The sequence below is a fragment of the Paenibacillus sp. sptzw28 genome (assembly GCF_019550795.1).
In the GTDB taxonomy this organism is placed as follows: Bacteria; Bacillota; Bacilli; order Paenibacillales; family Paenibacillaceae; genus Paenibacillus_Z.
Window position 1 is genome coordinate 5,810,633 of the sequence record NZ_CP080545.1, and the last position, 18,794, is coordinate 5,829,426.

Genomic DNA, 18,794 nt, shown 5'->3' on the forward strand with positions numbered 1-18,794 from the left:
CCTATGCTTCCAAATGCAGCATTTGATAGCTGATAGGTTGTTCCGGATAATCGAACAGGAGTACCTAGATTAAGTGTTTCCGCTGCACTCGCTTTTAACGGATGAAAAGGCATCATCGTCAATACCATAACGATTGCCATTAGTATAGATAATATTCTTCGATTTTTTAATTTCATCTTTTGTTCATTCCTCCTGAAGAAACTTATTTTGCCTTTACGTCGGCTATGTACTTGTTTGTGCCCTGCACCGCTAAAACGATTGTTCTTATTCTAATCTTCTCTTGTACTCGTCCCACCCCTGTCACACAGGGAATCTCCTCGCCCCCATATCTAGATAAAATCCTTGTTCAATCGACATCCGGTTAAGATAAAAAGTATTCCATTCAACATGTATCTTACAAAAAACTTCAATATCAGAATGCAAAAAACCTCCGCCCACATGAAGAATCAAAGTAGACGGAGGTTTCCGTCGTATTCGGCAGCTGGCTGGCATCGCGGTATTGGTAGATCCGCATTAGCCCCTGTAGCATTGCGTCGCCACTTTTCAGTGGGTTTGCTATTGTCGTACGAGCTATTCGATTATTGAGGATTTTGTCGATACATCACAGTAAATACTGTATCTTGTCTAAAAATGGAATTCTATAGGTAATTGGCCCTAATTTTCATTCATTGGTATTTGCGATCTTTGTCTCGCTGCTCGTGGGCTTCTTTACATCGGTACCGCGCTTCCTGTACGCCATCTACCAGTGGCGAAAATATGCACCGAAGCGGGAGCCAAGACAGGCATATAAAGCACCGCGACACCGTGGCAACAATGTCGATCGCTTCCAGCCGAGATCGCGTTAAGAAGTCATGAAAAAAGCCTCCTCTCGTCCCTTTGGACGAAAAGAGGCTTTTTTCTATCGCGCTTCCGTTTTCATCCGCTCGGGCAATGTCTATTGGATAAATTCCGCTTGATAGGAGTTACCGCCGCAATGTACGGACAGAAGCGTATTCGCATACCCGACCAGCCGGTTAACGATCTCTTCGCTGATCTCATATACGAGAGCCTGGTGCTCCGGGAGATACAGCTGCGGATCATCCAGGATCACGGTCGTATTGATGAAAACATCCTTATTACCGCTCAGATCGTAATGAACGATCACTTTACCTGCTGCCCCGCCGCTCACAGGGTCCTTATAATCCGGTAAAAAGACGTACCATTCCTCCGCTGTAGCGGAACGAAAGTTTTTCGTAAATTTCATTCCATCGATCACACTGGCAATGTGCTCCTGCATCTCTTGGGACAAGACTTTAATATCTCTGCTGCCCATTGTTTTATTTCTCCTTTGCCGAAGGCATAATAATTCTAAAACGAGGAGTGAAAACCAATGACGAAAAAGAAAAGCAAACCGCCTGAATTTTTACTGCCGCATGAGAATCCGGTGAAGGTCAAAGCCGACCCCCAGTCCCAGAAATGACCTTTTTCATGAAGAGCCTCCTTACAGGGGCTCTTATTTTAGCATGAAGTACAGTAAAAAACTAACAATAGAGTACCTCTGATTTACAAAAATATACCTGCATGAAGCGTAGACTATAGCATTTATCGTTTACCCAAGACTTAGATGTAAATTGGGTTATTTGTCGTCGTCTAATGTTTTTGGCACTTCATAAAGCACATACTTACTAGTCCACATTTGGCTTTCAATAATTTTATCTTTCTTAACTTCATTGTCTTTATCTCGAAAAATATATCCTGCTCCTAATTGTTCTCTAAAGACAAATCCTCTTTGTTCCATTTTCTTGATAATTTGTTTACTGCCATCTTGTTGATTCCCTTTATAGGCATACCACTCAAAAGTGGCTCCTTCAGTCAGCTTAATCAATTCAGCATTATCATTACTTTCTATTTTTTTGAGTGCTTCCCTCTTCGATAATCCTTCAAAAGGTAAACTCGGATAATACGACTTGCTGATGTATACGCTGATACCAAAAATAATAACTAAACTAAAAGCAACAAGTATTGTGACTTTAAGTCCTGATTTCATAGTCATTTCCTCTTCTTTCTTATCCCGAAAATCCTTCTTACGGACGGGGGCTGAGGTTCGACGCGTGTCATGCGGGGAGGCCTCCCAAGCCCACTCTCAGGCAGCCTCGCCGGGTCAAACCTTGCTTGCTGGAACTGACTGGATCCATATCATTGCCAATCGCCGTGTTTCTTCAACAATTCGATCTTCGCGATGGAGGCTCCGATCCCGGGCAGGCTCGGCGAATTGGTTCCGCGAGCGATATCAAAGTTGCTGGCATATAAGGTATCTCCGACAAAATGCAAGCTGGCCGGAAACTCCAGCGGTCCCTGATTGTTATTTGCCGTTAGCTCGGTAACTTTTCCTGCGTGGGACACCTTCACAATGGCATTGCGCTCGTTCGCCGCCACATACAAGTTTCCATCCGGACCGAAAGCGATACCGTCCGCCCCATAAAGCAGGTGATCCTTGGCGAATAGGTCGACTTCTCCAAAGGTGCCGTCCTTCTCGATCCTAACGCGATTGATTTCGCCGGAGCTGGTATTAGCTATGTACAGCCTTCCGTCCCGGCCGAAAGCCAATCCGTTGACGGTAATGAGCTGCTGAGGCCGCTCGGCAATAATCCCGCTGGCCCACACTGTTCGTTCCCCTTGCGGAGAGACGACGTAAATATTGCCGGTAGCGCCGCCGCTGACGTACAAATTTCCTTCGCGGTCAAATGCCAGCCCGTTCGCCCCGTCGACACCCTGGGCAAACGTTTCCACTTGCCCGGTCCCGAATGGGCCGTTTGCCAGCGTATCAGCCGAGACACGCAGAATGACGCCATCCACGCCCGCGCCTCCGCCGCTTGCTATATACAGATTTCCATGTTCATCGAACGCCATGCCGGTAGCGGGTCTCGGAAGAATCGTCAGTTCTTCGACTTCATCTGTTCCGGGTATGATGCGAAACAACCGTCTCGAATCCAAATCGATCGTGTATAAGCGCCCCTGCTCGTCACCTGTAAGTCCTTCGATCCTCATTCCCGTCGCGTTAGCCGGGTCCAAATCCACCGCAATCGAAACTTCCGCAGCTCGAAATTTCCCATCCGAAGCAATCATCGTGGGCGCCACCGCAGCCCCTCCCATCATCGCCACCACCACAGCTAACATTACCTTTTTCTTCACATGCATCTCCTCCTTTTTTCCAAATTTACCTTAAAATAAGGAGAGGAACCAGTGGCGTACGAACTACGTCATAAATAACGGCAACAACTAATTTCAACTAGCTTAGATTTCTTTGATATGGTCAATGCTTTTGTCTCCAAGATCATCTTCTTTTTATACTCTTATCTCTGCATCAAAAAAGCTCTCGCCAGTTATTGGATCTCCACATATTCTTCTAATCATTGCTAATTGTCCCACATGTGTCATTGCATCTGACAAAGGCCCTTGTAAAAGCTTTTCGACTATTCTTTCCCGCTCGGGTATTCCCGCGGATATGTATGTATCTAATATTTCCAAGTCTCTATAGAATTGTTCAACTTCTTCTTCCCAAGTCTTCAGATCGATATGTAACTTAATGTCGTTATTAAAAACCGATTGAGCGCAGCGAAGAACATATGAAATATGAGATAAGATCTCAAGAGGGCTTCTTACACCACTTCCGACTTCATAAGTCGGGTATTCTTCCATCGCATTTGATATTGCTTTAGTGCAGCGATATTTCAAACCTGCAAGGAAATGTCTAAGAAAATACGATGCATCCATAAGATCACCCTCGTTGTGAAATTTTTTCCTTCTAAGTTCCTGAAATCGGAATACCTCAATTTAATCAACAATAAATAGCTTAGCTCCAGTTAAAGTTGAAGACCTATGTGGATCAACATCATCAGCAACTTGATAGGTCATACCGGGAGACAATAAGAATATCCGGCCATCTTGCAGTTCGGTTTGCAATTCCCCTTCCAGAACTAACAGCACGTGTCCGCGGCTACACCAATGATCAGCCAGATAACCAGGTGTATATTCTACCATCCGTACACGAACATTCCCGATCTCAACTGTTCTCCAGATAGCTTTACCCGTTGTACCTTCATGCTCCGTCGCTTCAATGGAACTCCAATCAGTAGTAAAGAATGGAACATCAACAATTTTCATGATTCACTCTCTTTCACAGTCAATTTCCTTCTGTTATTTCGCCTTATTTATAATTTTACCTAACACTTTTCTTCTACTGATTAATTCATATGTCTTAATGAAAAACCAGATAAAACCCGCATAAAATCCTATTATTGGATATCTAATCATCGCCGGTTTATTGCCTTCAAAAAAATAATGACCTGTCCATGACAGCACATAGTGCAATATTGCTAGCATCAAAGTAATCCATAAGTTTATTACCACGAAGATCCAAGCAAGAAAGGCAGATAAGAATGCAAAGTAATGCAGTATTTGATTATACTTATTCTGATGTGCCATTACATAAAGTCTCAAATCGCTTCTAATCCGATCAGTCAATTGTTATCGCCTACTTTGAGCTTGCTATCAATTCGACGTTTTTGAGTCGCTATAAAATCATAAACCTTGATTATTTCTTCTTCATAATTTTTATCAATTTCAAAGTACACAACATCGTATTCTAAACATTTTCCTCTAAATGCATCATGCTCATTAATATATTCATTAACAGATCCCTCTTCAGGAAAGCCACGATTTTCAACCGCGTTTCTATGTTTTACTATGTTCGATGTAAAGTTTTCTTTAATATAGTTTGTTGAAAAACCCAGAAAAACTGATATGATTTTTTCAGAATATGCTTTTTCAAAGTCCTTGATATGTTGGGGAAGTAAATAACAACCTTCAATAATTATATTTTGATCATTCTCGATATTTGTCATGATAATCCCTTTAATTATTGGCCATAATTTCTCACCAATTCGTTCGGTGCTATCAAGTGGTGTAAACCCACAATTACTGTCTCCTCTATACAGCCCCATTTTAATGTGATCGATTGAAAGATAAGGTATATTGTATTTTTCAAGTAATTTTTGGGACATTAGTGTTTTACCAGTACAGCTAATACCACTTATCAAAATAACCATTTTTATATTCCCCTCATAAATCACATTACTATGTAAACGACTTATCAAATACCCTCTTATTCATTCTGTATAAAAAAATAATCAATAGTATTGGCATTAAATTAAGAGTCAGTGAAATACCTTGTGAGTAAGAATTGAAAAATAAATTAAATTTACTGAAGACGATAAAATCGGATCCAATCATGCTTTGATCACCACCAAATCTTAACTTGGGGTTTATTAATATACCGGTGATAAAATTATACTGAAAACCAGTTAAAGATAAATTAATAACCTGAAGATATTGATTAACTAATGAAGTAGTTACCCCGATTTTTTTATTTGTTATTAGGAGGATCCCGGCCAATAGAGATAAACTAAACATCAACAATCCAATTATTAAAATGAAGTTATTATCTAGTGCAAACGGATTTTTATCATTAACCTTGAACTTAATAACAAAATTAAATACATAAATAAAAAGAAAACCCATTATCCCACCAATAATCTGATAAATGCTTATAAAATATTTAAGAAATTTGTTCAATACATCACTTCTCCTAAATGGTATTTATTTCTAAAAACCACACTAGCTTAAATATCTTATCGATCAAACAGTGCGACAGACCATTGTCATTGAAAGAATGAGATAATTAGAAGAGTTGTTCCGCAGCTTAGTTATAGGATGTCCCCGTCCCCGAAGTGCTACTTACACTATGCCTTTAAATGATTCTCCATTACTTCTGCTGCTTGTTTAAATCCATGTCTTTCATAAAAATCCACACTAGTTTCACTTGGCCAAACCATTAAGAATGTTAGTCCATTCTCCTTCGCCCATCTATTAACTTCTACCATAACCTTGCCTCCAATACCTTTCGACCTATATTCAGGTATGGTGTACACATTTGTGACGTATCCAAAAGGAGATTTTTTTCGTCCTGGTCTTGGTACTGTATCAATTATTTCCAAGAAAACATGTGACACAATATTACTTTCTACTTCAGCAACCCAAACTATCCAACGCTTCGATTCATACATCTCTTCGAAAAACAATCGACATTCATCATAAAAAGAGTCAAATAATTCGGGGTTAGGTTCCTTATCTTCCATCGAAAAATCATATCTCATCTTAATCAACTGTGATATATCTTTACTATTACTTTGTCGTATGATCAAGTTTATCCCTCCATGCTCTTAATGTCTCTTGGACATTACGGGGATTTGTTATAACGTTTCTTGTGTTCCCGACGTCCGTGTGGCTTAAGGTGCGCTCAAATTCGGACGAAGCCATTCACCAATTAGCCTCTCGGATGTGACCGGCTAATCCGTTCCTGGCTCTCACCTTCGGTCCGGACCGTACCGAGGGGCGCCAGCAGTGAAGCTGGAACACGGTGTTAAAAGATAGGGTTTAATTCCAACCATTTTTTAAGCATTTTAATATCTTCATCAACATTTCTTATGACAGCAGAGTCTCCCCAAGTATTTGGAAGATAAGAAATGTATAGAGTGCCAATATTAAAAATTCTTCTGAAGGGAATAAAGAGGGCAATAGAATTTACTTCACTTTCGCTCATTGCTCTAACCTTGTTATATCCATTTAAAAATTGATCTTTTCGTTCTTCTCTCTTTATCAATTTTGTTTCATCACATCCCATGCCAAATGGGAAAGCATACATTGATATATCATATGCTCTCCATCCATTCCCACAGAAATCAAAATCAAACAGGATAGGATTATTGTTAGCGTCTACTCGGATATTCCCACTATATATATCACCGTGGCACATACCATATTGTGGTCTTTCAATTGTTAAATTTCCCAATTTCTCATTCACATTCTTTGCAACTTCCTCTAAAAAGAGCATGTCAAAATCATGAATAGTTGAGAATTGCCTTATAGCATTCATAGATTTATCTATAAATGAGTGTGCGTCTAAATTCCATCGATTAATCTCAAGCTCACATTTGTCCCAAGCATTATGAATTGCAGCAATATAACTTCCTAATCTCTCGTTTAATTCTGGAGTTTCCTCAATTTGGTTAAACTCATGTTTTCCAACTGACGTATATAATACGCCATATCTTATTCCATTTGCAGTGTTAAACCGTGAAATGAATTTCCCATCACTTTTTATAACCGGTGCTGTGATTTCAATATCTGATAATTTTAGGAAATTGAGCAAATCAACCTCTGCTTGAATATCTTCCATGCTTCTTATCCCTTGACGGTATACCTTAAAGAAATATTCTTTTTTGCCTGTAATAACCCTATATATGTCATGCAAACCTCTATAAAATAGCCGACATTCAAGTAAGGCATGAGAAAAATATTCTCCTGAAATGAACTCGCGAAGTGCGTTTGAAGATAATACAGATATCTCCAATGGGAAAACATTCTCCAATAAAATATCTCCCTTCTAAATTACTTTTACTATGTACACAAACTGCTAAACAATTACTATGCTCTGGCATTAATGACTCTACCTGATATACGACTCCCGGCGTTAGCCCGATGCGTGAATACGGTGTTATGTGAAGTCATTGCCTTCTTCGAATTAACTCTCAGTAAATCTACTAATAATCTTCTCTAAATCAGTATTTATTGTCATCCATGTCTTATTCTCATTTAGTAGTTTGAATCCACCATATTGCTCATATAGGGTATGCGCATCTTTCGTTCCTAGACAAAAATGGACACCTCCAAAATCTGGATATTCCACTATAGTCTTTACTAACCATTTGGACAGGCCTAGACCTCGAAAATCCGGAACAATAAAAACATCTGCCAAATAAGCAAATCGAACAAAATCAGTTACAACTCGCGCAAAACCAACTAACTCTCTACTATCCAGACTGTATATACCAAAACAAAACGAATTATCTATTATCAAATCTACTGCTTTAAAAGGTATATTCATAGCCCAGTATGATTCAGTAGACAAAAAGCTGTGAACTTTGTGGCGATCAATTAATGCCTTATCTGTGCTAATAAAATAATCACCATTTATCCATTCAGCCATCGTATCATCAGTCCTTCTGTTTTCCTGATTTTAAATAAAGCAATGATTTCACCTAACGTTCTGGTGTTCACGACGTCGATTCCCCTTAGATAGCTCTTATCTTAGGGGAATAGTTGTGTCCGGCTGCGTATACTTCCCCGAAATGCTCTACCGGACCGAGGGCGAAGGCCCGCAGCGTGAATACGTTGTTAGATGAAGTCCTCGGCTTCCTTGAGCTACGATAACAACGCCCTACCAGCTCAAACAAAACTATAGATATTTATAAATCCTTTCTCATTACTACTCTGTTGTTAGTTGGCTTCCGAATAACCACAAATCCACAAGAAGCAAATAATGGTTCAACCCCAACCTGGGTATCTCCCCCAGTTCTTTTTTTTGTCCCCGAAAACGGAAAACTCTCGACAGCTTTTGCTCCATTCTCTTTTGCCAGTTCAATGGCTCTTTCGATTAAACTGCGACTCACACCTTTGTTACGCATATCCGGTCGCACATAGAGACAAGGTATCATCCACACCGACGCATCCTCATCTGGATCTCTACCTTTAAAGGTTGGAGTATTAATAGCTCGAATGTATCTTTTTCTTGGCCCAACTGCGCACCAACCTACCGGTTCTCCATCAATGTATGCAAGTATTCCTACCGGATCTTTACTATCTTGAACCATATTCATAAATAATTCATGGTTTCCTTCTGAACCATTATCATGGTAATCCTTTACTCGAATAATAAACCACATGCACCAACAATCTTTGGTAACCTTATCACATCCAAATAGCTTTTCTACGTCTCCAATTATATTGGAGTTTAATATTTTAACTTCAATCATGAAAATACCTCCAATTTTATATGCTCTCGGGGATTTCTTATAACGTTTTCGCATTCACGAACCCCCACCGGCTTAGATAACTCTTATTTTAGCCGGTGCGGGGTTGTCCGCTGACTCAGCTTCCCCGAAATGCCTCCCGCGGACCGAGGGCCTTATGGCCCGATGCGTGAATGCTGTGTTATAGGATGTCAGCGCCTTCCCCGATTCACTTTCAGTTCGGTCTATTACTTAAGATACCAATTTATCCTGGTGTTATCATCGCATTTCATTGCTTCCCAGCCCACATTAATAACAATTTCTTCCATATTAGAATCATTGGTTAACATCAGTGTTATAAACGAATCATATACACTCATAAATGCCGTATCATTAGACTCATCAGTAATAATAATCTCGGTTGGTGCCAATTCATAAATGTCTTGAATTGTAACATCATCTATTGGTAATTCTCCACTTGTATCAAATATTGGATCTGAGTAGTGAATTTTATTAGTTTTCTTTGCTCGAAAAACGTCAAGTATAGTTGGAATTAAGAATTGAGAAATCTTATCTTCGTTCGGCAAATATAAATCTTCCGTCAATCCTAGCTTAAGTTTCTCCATTAAATCGTTCCTTGCATAATCTTTATTTAATGCAGAAATGTAAGTTTTCATTGCTAAAGCTAATCTTCCTAAGTCTTCAAGATCAGTTTGCTTTAATAATTGACCCCACAAAACAGGTTTACCATACTCGAGTATTTCCTCATTTGTAGGATACGTATGTTCAAGGCCACTAATTCTTTTATTATTGGTCCAACCTTGTGGCATTTGAATAAAAGGATTGGTAATAATTAATGCATTCTTAAATTTATCTTTGACCTGATTTAATATGGGTGTTTTGTCATCGATCCAAATGTAATCAAGCATTTCATTACATCCTTTATGTTTATTGATTTGCGCTGATTTCCTATAACGTTGTTGCATTCACGAACCCTTACCGGCTTAGATAGCTCTTATCTTAGCCGGTGCAGGGTTGTCCGCTGAAACTACTTCCTCAAGATTCCCCTTGCGGACCAAGGGCGTTAGCCCAATGCGTGAATGCGGTGTTATAGGATGTCAGCGCCTTCCTTGAATAGTCCCAGACAGTGAATTATTAATGCTTGTTGAACAAATACCAGATTCTTCTTAAATGAATAGCCTACAAAATATTTGGAGTTAATGACATCTTCGCTTACTTCCTGATTCCTGAAAAAGGGAGGACATGGGTTTAACAATGCATTTGCATTAGTTAATTTCATTCTTTCGAAATTGACTTGAAACTGTGAGCAATATTCATCGGTTTGATATTCAAGAGGCAATGAATCTGTAAGTACAAAATCACTTCCAACTAGTTTAGTTTCAAGGTCAGTTGAAAAATGATAGTTCCGATCATCATTGCATATTTCATTGCCAGTAGTGCAAACATGATAAAGTTTAAGATCCAGAACCTTTGCAATTTCAACCCAAGAATTAACTATATTGCCGGCTGGACCTACAAATGTATAAGTAAGTTCCTTGAAATCCGGGCGAATCTCGCGTATTGAAAATATGTCTGAAAGTACTTCACATGGGTGATTTTCTGATGACATTGCATTTATTATTGGAATTAATGCGTGTTCGGATAATCTAATCATGTTATTAAAGTCAGGATGTCTGACAATTACCGCATCAACCCAATTGTTTAAATATCCAATAACATCTGCAAGTTCTTCTTTCTTCTTGAGTGATTCGGGAGGAAAAAGAATACATTCCCCGCCGAGATCTTTAATCCCTTTCTCAAATGTTACTCTAGTCCTAATGCTAGATTCAGGAAAGAATAAAACGAAAGTTTTCCCTTCAAGTATTTTTCCAAACTTATTATTCTTGAGCTTTTCGGCAATATTAAATATTTCCGTCATCTTGTTAACCGATAGATCAGAAAGATTCAAAAAATGCATTAATAATCTCCTTTGATTGGCTTTTTATGTTTCGCGCTGATTTCCTATAACGTTCTCGTGTTACTGACGTCGATTCCCCTTAGATAGCTCTTATCTTTGGGGAATCGATGTGTCTGCCTGAATCCGCTTCCTTGAAATCCCTCGGGCAGACCGAGCGGCGACAGCTGCGAAGCTGGAACACGGTGTTATATACTGTTGGGGCCATCTTTGAATTACATACTATAATGCTCTACCCCGAGTTCTCTATATTGCTTCCCCATTGCCTGCAGATCAAATCGAATTTGCAATGGCGTATCACCTTCCCATGCTCCAATGTGAATATGGGGATGACGGGAATATCCATTATTTCCGACTTTCGCGACCACTTGACCAGCTTTAACGTGATCACCTATTCCAACACATACATCCATTACATGAGCATAACAAACCTTTATGCCATCGGCTGTTGAAAAAAGGATCATACTTGCCCTACTTGGATTAACATTACCGGGATTGTTTATATTATTATTTATATAGACTTCTTCAACAATTCCATCGAATGGAGCTAATACATCAGCTCCCCAAACATACCAGTCTTCATTATTTAAGCCGTTTCCCTTATAAGTTCTCATCCAACCGTCCACAAATTTATGAATTACACAATCTACTCCTAGTGCATCACCGAGAGTGGCTAGTTGCCCTTCTGGATGTTCTGAACAAGAATAAGCATGATTAAAAATAGGGTGAATAACTACGTCCTTAATCATGGAGGTCATCCTTTCTACTTTTGAATTCGCTTACAGTAATATTGTTGCCCTAATTGCATGTAACGTTCTTGCATTCACGAACCCTCACTGGCTTAAGTGACCGAAGGGAACGGCCGCGACGCGGTTAGTCAGTGCAGGGTTGTCCGCTGATTCCCAATGAGTCTTCTTCTGCGGACCGAGGGCGTTAGCCCGATGCGTGAATGCGGTGTTATGTGATGTCGGCAGCTTCAGTGAATTACTTTCAAAATCTCTTTATATGTTATGTACTTTTCTTGTTTCTTTTATTTGCTCAATGTGATGATATGAATGATTTATATCATGATTTAATGCATCTCTAACCGTTGCTTTTCCATCCTGATGAACTAAGATCCGATCCAAAGAATCGGGGATTGATTCACATAAATACGATATGTATTCCCGAATTGTACAAAACAGTTGTACCTCAATTTTTATTGCTCTCTTACTATGATTCATAGAGTGATTCCACATGTGTGCGTCAAATTCATTAAAAATGAATTTCTCGCCGGTATTTGCAAGTGCATATCGATTTATTTGAAAATAGTTTAGATCACACTCTACAATATGATGTACAATTTCTCGGATGGTCCACTTCCCATCTCCTCTAGATAAATCCAGTTTTTTCTCACTTAAACCGTTTATAACTTCCATGAGTACCTTCGGTGCATCATTATAAAGTTGAACAACTTTCAAGTCCTCTTCTTTCAACATGTAATAGGCTCCAATCTGGTGTTTTATTTTGGATTTCTGTCGATTTCACATAACGTTCTTGCATTCACGAACCCTCACTGGCTTAAGGCGACCAGCGGGAGCCGGGTCCGACGGACTTAGCCAGTGCAGGGTTGTCCCCTGATTTTGCTTCCCTGCAATTACCTCGGGGGACCGAGGGGCGTATGCCCCGATGCGTGAATGCGGGTGTTAGGCGATGCCCTTGCCTTCTTCGAATTAACCTATTATTATTAATCCTGTTTCATTAACATCTTTTCAACTTTTCCGTCAAATAATTGTGGCCCGGTAATAAATAGCTTATTCAAATCAAATGTAATATTTATTGGCAACGATTCAACTTCGAACTTATTTCCTTCTCTTGGTAGAAGTTTGCTATTCGGCCATATCTGTTGAATGCCATCAATGTATAACACATCGCCGTTACGATATATTTCACAAGTTGTTTCATCGTTATTATAAATCCCAACAAAGTGATCAATCTCTATTGAAGGAGTATTCATCTTTTCATTAATTGTTATCTCAAAAAAATTAACAATTTGTTGTAGGTATTCGTTCCATCTGCCCTCGGAGTTTTCAATTGAAAGCTTTCTAGTACTTATCTTTGCAAACATATTGTCTGTAAAATTGCGATAATCCTTCCAAAAGGATAACATCCCATCGAAACCTGTTAGATTTCGTTTCTTCCCGTATTTTGATTGATTCGCATTTTGAATAAATTGTTCTGCCGTGTTTCCCCCTCTTCTCTCACATATTTTTTTGAGTGAGGTGTATAGATCACTTTGATAAAAGTAGATTAATATTGGCCTACATGGTCTGATAATGGCTTCAACTTCGAGTAAGTATTTTTCAATATCCTCAATTGGTGCATTCATCGGAAACAAGGTCCAAGTTAAATAACCAAAGAAGGTGCTATCTACTATAACAACCTCCTCCATATTTTGTAATGAATCAGAGAATACTCTCCATTGCTCTAATGCTTTCTTTATAATGATTTCATAATTCCCTTTGGTAAGATTATCGATAGTCTGCTGCATTGATTCTTCAGAATTAAATAAGTAAACAGGGTGTCCTTTCTCTTCTTCGTACCACCACTTATTCTTGATACCACTTTGAGAAAGACATCTAGAGATAAATTGAGCAGTCGTAGATTTTCCTGAACCAGGTAATCCTTCTATAAGTACTAGTTTGGTATCTATCAAAAGATCACAACCGATCTATGTAGTGTTTTTGTTCTTGCAGGGGTTTCGCCTAACGTTCTTGCATTCACGAACCCTCACCGGCTTAGATAGCTCTTATCTTAGCCGGTGCAGGGTTGTCCGCTGAATCAGCTTCTTCGAAAATGCTTCTCGCGGACCGAGGGGCGTATGCCCCGATGCGTGAATGCGGTGTTATGCGAAGCCTCTGACTTCCTGATTTGCCTACAAGTTATAGCCTCTTATCTTTAATACGACTTGATTAAAAAGAGATAATGGATCTGACCAAATTAACATAGAATACAAAAATATCAGCGTAAAGAGACATACAATAATTATTCTAAAAGACTTTTTCTTTAATTTAACTATATTCTTGATAACCAAAGATACCGATAGTACCAAAAGAATTAATCCAATATATAATAAGAAAGGTTCTGGGTAGTTCCACTCTCTCAACTGTGCTCGATCTAGTTCATAATACAACTCAGCTGAATAATTATCCGGTTCAGCAAAGTAATCAATAATGTCATCACTATAATCAAATCTTTCTTCCAAAATATACTCTTCACTAGAAAAGCCAAATAGTTCACTGATTGAGAGTGTTGATTTTATCTGTGTACCAATAATGCCACCACTAATCAGCAGAACTATTATTATTAACAAATAAGTAAAAGAAGTATTAAAGAGTAACTTTGCTCTATTCATAACAAGAATTTCTCCTGATTTTATGGTTTTCCAGAGGTTTCGTATAACGTTCTTGTATTCACGAACCCTCACCACCTTAAGGGACGCTAGTCCCGGCCGCGATTGCGGTTAGGTGGTAAAGGGTTGTTCGCCTGATCTTACATCTTCGCCATTGCCTCGGGCGAACCAAGGAGCGTCAGCGACGCAGCCACTGTCATCTTCGAACCTTCTTACAAAGTTAATCTTTAAAATACATCTTTAATGTTCCTTTCTCCCATTCGTCTATTGTTACTTTTGCTGAAAAAGATACTAGTGACTTCGGTTTCCCTATTAGTTTCTTTATTGTATCAATTGCTCTGTTCTCATTATCAATATCTAATAGATAGCTCGAACTCCAAAGCCTTACTGAATCATTGTCATGTTCAATGAACTTAAATAAATATTCTAAATTGTTCTGTTTTTTTAATTCTGTGACTATATCAAATATTTTGTGAGCAGCTTTATTAGCTTTCTTGTAATTTCCTGATTCGGTTCCCTCGCCGTGATTAGAGCAAGCTTCGATAAAACGTGTATCTAAATTTGTTTTTGGCACCTAGAATCAACTCCATAAATAAGGTCTTCTGTATCTATTACAGTGATGTCGTATAACGTTCTGGTATTCACGAACCCTCACTGCCTTAAGCGACCAACGGGAGCGGCCCGATGCGGTTAGGCAGTGCAGGGTTGTCCTCTGAATTAGCTTCTTCGAAACCACTCCTTGCGGACCGAGGGCTGGATGGCCCGATGCGTGAATGCGGTGTTATCTGACGTAATTGCCTTCTTCGAACTACTCCATAAGCCCTTCAATCCTTATTATCCCGAAGTTCCGAAGGTAGTTGAAAACTCCCATCCTCCCTTGGCTTAAAATCATATGTATTTATGACTGCTTCAATATTTATCACACCGTAGATATGGGGATAAAGTTCATTCAAGTTGTAAAGGTCTTCCCATATAATATTGGATTTCACCATACTCTCCTCAATCAAAAGAAGTAATAATTTTTCTTGTCCTTTATATAATTTGTTTGCCACTTTCAATACCTGTTGTGGCGAAGAACAGTGAATAAACCCTTCTTTTTCTATACTCTCATGATCATAATATCCCTTAGTTCTTGCTTCTTCCCATTTTTCTTTTGTTGTTATATGAGTTATTTTCATATGCTTTTTCCCCTTTTGCAATTATGTCACATAACTACTATTCTGCGAATTTCGCAAAAGTTCAATATAAGCGATATTCACGAAATCAATCATAACAAGGAAATCATTCGACAAATACTGTTAATTTCCTTTTAATGAACCTTTTACCGTAAAAGCTCCAAAAAAAATAACCGGCCCGCGTGATTACGCTAGCCGGTTATTCATTATCTTCGTCCACCCCTATTTAATCCGATTAACTCAACCCCAACTTCTCCAAAACAAGATCAATAGACTTATCTTTAATATTAGGGTAATCGCTGATGACCCAGTAAGGAACAAGGTAAACATGATTGTTCTTTACAGCCTTAAGGTCTTTCCAGAGTGGACTTTGGGTCAGCTCTGCATATTTCTTTTCTGCCGCTTTATCCCCGCCCTTGACCGGACCGCCTACCTGGATGAAAATATAATCCGGATTCAGTTCGGGCAATTTTTCCATGGAAAGAGCTTCGAACTTCTTAATGGATTCGACTTGTGGTAATGGCTTGAAACCCAGATCCTGGGCTAAAGTCGCGCCAAACGCCTGGTTAGGTCCGTGAATACGATATTCCTTCGGCATGACTCGCATATACAGGGCGGTTGCATCCTTGCCAACCTTTCCGCTTATTTTTTTCTTCGCTTCTTCCGCCTTTTTGTCATACTGGGCAATCCATTGCTCAGCTTCCTTACTCTTGTTCAGCATTTGAGCCAGTTCACGAAAGTTTAAACGCCAGTCCGTGTGAATCGGTACAAGGATCGTGGGAGCGATTTTCGATAAATCATCATAAATTTTATTATCATCCTGACGTCCTATTATAAAATCAGGCTGAGCCTCCAGAATCGCTTCCAGATTAGGCTGATCTCCCAGGTTTTTGACACCCTTTAACGGGTCCCCATCAATATACTCTATCTTCGTCTCTCCCATATAGCTGGTCATGGCATAGGGTTTGATGCCTAAAGCGAGCAGCGAATCAGCCAAACGATAATCCAGTACGGCAATTTTTTGAGGTTCGCCCTCAATTGTGGTTTCTCCGGCCAGATGTGTTATGACCCTTTTCGAAGATGCCTGGCCTTCGTTCGCGCCGGTATTCACTTCTTTTGCCGCTTCCTGGCTAGTACCGCAAGCAGTGAGAATTACTGTACTTAATATGATTAAAGTTAATCCTGAAAAGAGATGTTTTCGTAAAATGCCCATGTTGAACTTTCACCTATCCTTAAGTTGTTTTTGTGTGACTTAAGCTTTCGATTTCGCCAGCAAATATAGAAAATACGGTGCACCGATGACCGACACTACAATTCCAACCGGAATTTCGGATGGCTGAAGAATGTAACGTGCTAATGTATCAGCAGCGATAAGAAGCAGCCCTCCCGCCATTGCAGAAGCCGGAATGAGGTGCTGATGATTGGGTCCGACCAGCCTTCGCGCCAAATGGGGCCCGATGAGTCCGACAAACCCGATCCCACCGCCAACAGCTACGCAGGATCCGGCCAGGGCAACCGCCGTTGATATGAGCGCCAATCGCTCCCGTTCAATTGCAGTCCCCAAGCTAATTGCAGCTTGCTCATGCATGCTTAATACGTTTAATACTCTTGCCTTGTAAATGGCATAAGGGAGTAAAATCACCAGCCAGGGCACCAGTGCAAGCACAAACTTCCAATTCGTCCCCCAAATACTCCCCGCCAGCCAAATCGCCGCAAGCTGGAAGCTTCTTGGGTCAAGGCGGGTGGTTAGGACAATCATGACAGCACTGATACCGGCAGCTACGGCAATCCCCACCAAAATAAGCCGAGTCGGGGCTATGCCCTCCCCCTTTCTAAAGGCAAGCAGGTAAATGAGCAGAGCTGTCAGCCCCGCCCCCATCAGAGCGGAGAAAGGCAGTAAAAAAACCGGAGCGGCCTCTTTGGAAGAATAGAATGAAATAAAGAGAATAACTGCGAGTCCCGCTCCCGCGTTTATGCCGAGAATTCCCGGGTCAGCGAGCACATTACGGGATATGCCCTGAAGAATTACGCCCGAAACCGCGAGTCCCGCTCCCACCAGCACGGAAAGTACAATTCTTGGAAGGCGAAAATCAAACAAGATCAGTTCATTTTTCGCTGTACCTGCCCCAAGCAGTGTTTTCACAACATCTATTGGTGAAAGACGGATTAAACCTGTATCCATACTGATGAGTAACAATACGATCATAAGTATCGTAAATATCAGCATTATGTAGATAAAGCGTCTGGACTTCATTCGCTCCGTCTGAGACAGCTGCACTACCATTCCCTCCTCTCTTTACGGGCAAGATATAAGAAGAAGGGAACCCCGACCAGCGCGGTTATCGCTCCGATTGGCGTCTCGAAGGGCGGGTTTACCATTCTTGCGCCAATATCCGCAACCACCATAAGCAGTGCGCCCAGAACGGCCGAACATGGAATGATCCAGCGATAATCCACGCCCACAAGGAAACGCGCGACATGTGGAATGACAAGGCCTACGAATCCTACCGGTCCTACAACAGATACCGCCGTACCGGCGAGAATAAGCACGATAACAGTACCTGCAGCTTTGACCTGGACTGTCCGGTGACCCAGCCCTGCAGCTACTTCCTCTCCTAAGCTGAGCACTGTGATTGAACGGGACAAAATCAAAGCGCCAATCAGCCCCCCTATCATCCACGGAAGCATGATTTGAATCTGTGTCCAGTTCGTTCCGGCTACCCCGCCAGCGAACCAAAAGGCCAGATCTTGTCCGATTTGATAATAAATCGCAATCCCCTCGCTGAACGCGGAGAGCAGCGCGGAAACGGCAACCCCGGCCAGGACAAGCCGTACGGGTGTTAAGCCTCCTTTGGCCAAAGATCCGATTCCATAGACAATTCCTGCACTTAATGCAGCACCCGCAAAGGAAAACAAGATCAGGAATTTAAACTGAATACCGGGATAAAATGCAAAGCACACAGCTAAAGCGAAGGCGGAGCCCGCATTAATCCCAAGTAATCCCGGACTTGCAAGCGGGTTGCGCGTCATCCCCTGCATCATGGCGCCGGCTACGGCAAAGCACGCACCAACGAGAGCTCCTGCCAGTGCGCGCGGCAGGCGAAGCTGATGGATGATTTGCTGCTGGGTTATATCCGGATTAAAATGAACGACAGCCTCCCATACCGTTCTGAGCTTTATATCCGCTGCACCGACCGATATCGAAACAGCTAATCCGAGGCCTAATAACGCTGTCCCGATAATCAAAATGACAGCTGCAATAAAAGGGTGCGAGCGTACTTTTGTTGCTTCATTTGCAGCAGTGCTACCTGACATGTTTCCTCCATTGCGTTATGAGTGATACTTGACTGATTCCCAAGGATTAG

General features: G+C 40.7%; 23 protein-coding genes and 1 riboswitch. All 23 genes read right to left on the minus strand.

Translation table 11 applies throughout. The annotated features are described in order from the left end of the window. Positions 1-473: 473 nt before the first annotated feature. Positions 474-567: riboswitch (cyclic di-GMP riboswitch) on the minus strand. Positions 568-934: 367 nt separating this feature from the next. After that, positions 935-1,276 (minus strand): hypothetical protein, encoded by a 342-nt coding sequence (locus KZ483_RS26855; RefSeq protein ID WP_397376232.1) that lies wholly within the window; start codon positions 1,274-1,276, stop codon positions 935-937. A 339-nt stretch (positions 1,277-1,615) separates the two neighbouring features. After that, complete coding sequence (locus KZ483_RS26860; RefSeq protein ID WP_220350547.1) at positions 1,616-2,026, minus strand: hypothetical protein; 411 nt, start codon at positions 2,024-2,026, stop codon at positions 1,616-1,618. Positions 2,027-2,175: 149 nt separating this feature from the next. Further along, complete coding sequence (locus tag KZ483_RS26865; protein ID WP_258881451.1) at positions 2,176-3,171, minus strand: SMP-30/gluconolactonase/LRE family protein; 996 nt, start codon at positions 3,169-3,171, stop codon at positions 2,176-2,178. Between the two features lie 153 nt (positions 3,172-3,324). After that, a complete protein-coding gene (locus KZ483_RS26870) occupies positions 3,325-3,753 on the minus strand; it encodes a hypothetical protein (protein ID WP_220350549.1) in 429 nt (142 codons plus the stop codon). Positions 3,754-3,813: 60 nt separating this feature from the next. Further along, positions 3,814-4,143, minus strand: a complete 330-nt coding sequence (locus tag KZ483_RS26875; RefSeq protein WP_220350550.1) for a DHCW motif cupin fold protein — start codon at positions 4,141-4,143, stop codon at positions 3,814-3,816. Positions 4,144-4,176: 33 nt separating this feature from the next. Further along, positions 4,177-4,503, minus strand: a complete 327-nt coding sequence (locus KZ483_RS26880) for an Mpo1-like protein (RefSeq protein WP_220350551.1) — start codon at positions 4,501-4,503, stop codon at positions 4,177-4,179. Further along, entirely contained in the window at positions 4,500-5,087 is a 588-nt protein-coding gene (locus KZ483_RS26885) for a P-loop NTPase family protein (protein ID WP_220350552.1), read from the minus strand. Before KZ483_RS26885 ends, KZ483_RS26880 begins: the two co-directional genes overlap by 4 nt. Before the next feature lie 28 nt (positions 5,088-5,115). Continuing rightward, positions 5,116-5,613, minus strand: coding sequence for a hypothetical protein (locus KZ483_RS26890; RefSeq protein WP_220350553.1), 498 nt, complete (start codon positions 5,611-5,613; stop codon positions 5,116-5,118). 167 nt (positions 5,614-5,780) lie between these two features. After that, positions 5,781-6,242: a GNAT family N-acetyltransferase gene (locus tag KZ483_RS26895; protein ID WP_220350554.1), complete on the minus strand. Its 462-nt coding sequence runs from the start codon at positions 6,240-6,242 to the stop codon at positions 5,781-5,783. Positions 6,243-6,460: 218 nt separating this feature from the next. Next, positions 6,461-7,468 carry a phosphotransferase enzyme family protein gene (locus tag KZ483_RS26900; protein ID WP_220350555.1) on the minus strand — a complete coding sequence of 336 codons (1,008 nt, stop codon included), beginning with the start codon at positions 7,466-7,468 and terminating at the stop codon, positions 6,461-6,463. Between the two features lie 153 nt (positions 7,469-7,621). Then, complete coding sequence (locus KZ483_RS26905; protein WP_220350556.1) at positions 7,622-8,086, minus strand: GNAT family N-acetyltransferase; 465 nt, start codon at positions 8,084-8,086, stop codon at positions 7,622-7,624. A gap of 259 nt (positions 8,087-8,345) precedes the next feature. Beyond that, complete coding sequence (locus tag KZ483_RS26910) at positions 8,346-8,912, minus strand: GNAT family N-acetyltransferase (RefSeq protein ID WP_220350557.1); 567 nt, start codon at positions 8,910-8,912, stop codon at positions 8,346-8,348. Between the two features lie 224 nt (positions 8,913-9,136). Continuing rightward, complete coding sequence (locus tag KZ483_RS26915; RefSeq protein WP_258881452.1) at positions 9,137-9,874, minus strand: DUF2711 domain-containing protein; 738 nt, start codon at positions 9,872-9,874, stop codon at positions 9,137-9,139. 122 nt (positions 9,875-9,996) lie between these two features. Continuing rightward, on the minus strand, positions 9,997-10,866 hold the full coding sequence (locus KZ483_RS26920) for an ornithine carbamoyltransferase (protein WP_220350558.1): 870 nt from the start codon (positions 10,864-10,866) through the stop codon (positions 9,997-9,999). Between the two features lie 212 nt (positions 10,867-11,078). After that, positions 11,079-11,612: a M23 family metallopeptidase gene (locus KZ483_RS26925; protein WP_220350559.1), complete on the minus strand. Its 534-nt coding sequence runs from the start codon at positions 11,610-11,612 to the stop codon at positions 11,079-11,081. Between the two features lie 252 nt (positions 11,613-11,864). Further along, the gene (locus tag KZ483_RS26930) at positions 11,865-12,341 is read right to left on the minus strand and encodes a DinB family protein (protein ID WP_220350560.1); all 477 of its coding nucleotides are present in this window, start codon (positions 12,339-12,341) and stop codon (positions 11,865-11,867) included. 248 nt (positions 12,342-12,589) lie between these two features. Further along, complete coding sequence (locus KZ483_RS26935) at positions 12,590-13,558, minus strand: P-loop NTPase family protein (RefSeq protein ID WP_220350561.1); 969 nt, start codon at positions 13,556-13,558, stop codon at positions 12,590-12,592. Between the two features lie 219 nt (positions 13,559-13,777). Next, positions 13,778-14,257, minus strand: a complete 480-nt coding sequence (locus tag KZ483_RS26940; protein ID WP_220350562.1) for a hypothetical protein — start codon at positions 14,255-14,257, stop codon at positions 13,778-13,780. A gap of 217 nt (positions 14,258-14,474) precedes the next feature. Further along, the gene (locus KZ483_RS26945) at positions 14,475-14,828 is read right to left on the minus strand and encodes a hypothetical protein (RefSeq protein WP_220350563.1); all 354 of its coding nucleotides are present in this window, start codon (positions 14,826-14,828) and stop codon (positions 14,475-14,477) included. A 250-nt stretch (positions 14,829-15,078) separates the two neighbouring features. Continuing rightward, entirely contained in the window at positions 15,079-15,432 is a 354-nt protein-coding gene (locus tag KZ483_RS26950) for a DUF952 domain-containing protein (protein WP_220350564.1), read from the minus strand. A 232-nt stretch (positions 15,433-15,664) separates the two neighbouring features. Next, a complete protein-coding gene (locus tag KZ483_RS26955) occupies positions 15,665-16,642 on the minus strand; it encodes an ABC transporter substrate-binding protein (RefSeq protein ID WP_220350565.1) in 978 nt (325 codons plus the stop codon). A 39-nt stretch (positions 16,643-16,681) separates the two neighbouring features. Beyond that, on the minus strand, positions 16,682-17,713 hold the full coding sequence (locus KZ483_RS26960) for a FecCD family ABC transporter permease (RefSeq protein ID WP_220350566.1): 1,032 nt from the start codon (positions 17,711-17,713) through the stop codon (positions 16,682-16,684). Continuing rightward, a complete protein-coding gene (locus KZ483_RS26965; protein ID WP_220350567.1) occupies positions 17,707-18,744 on the minus strand; it encodes a FecCD family ABC transporter permease in 1,038 nt (345 codons plus the stop codon). The genes KZ483_RS26960 and KZ483_RS26965 overlap by 7 nt, the downstream gene beginning before the upstream one ends. Between the last annotated feature and the right edge of the window lie 50 nt (positions 18,745-18,794).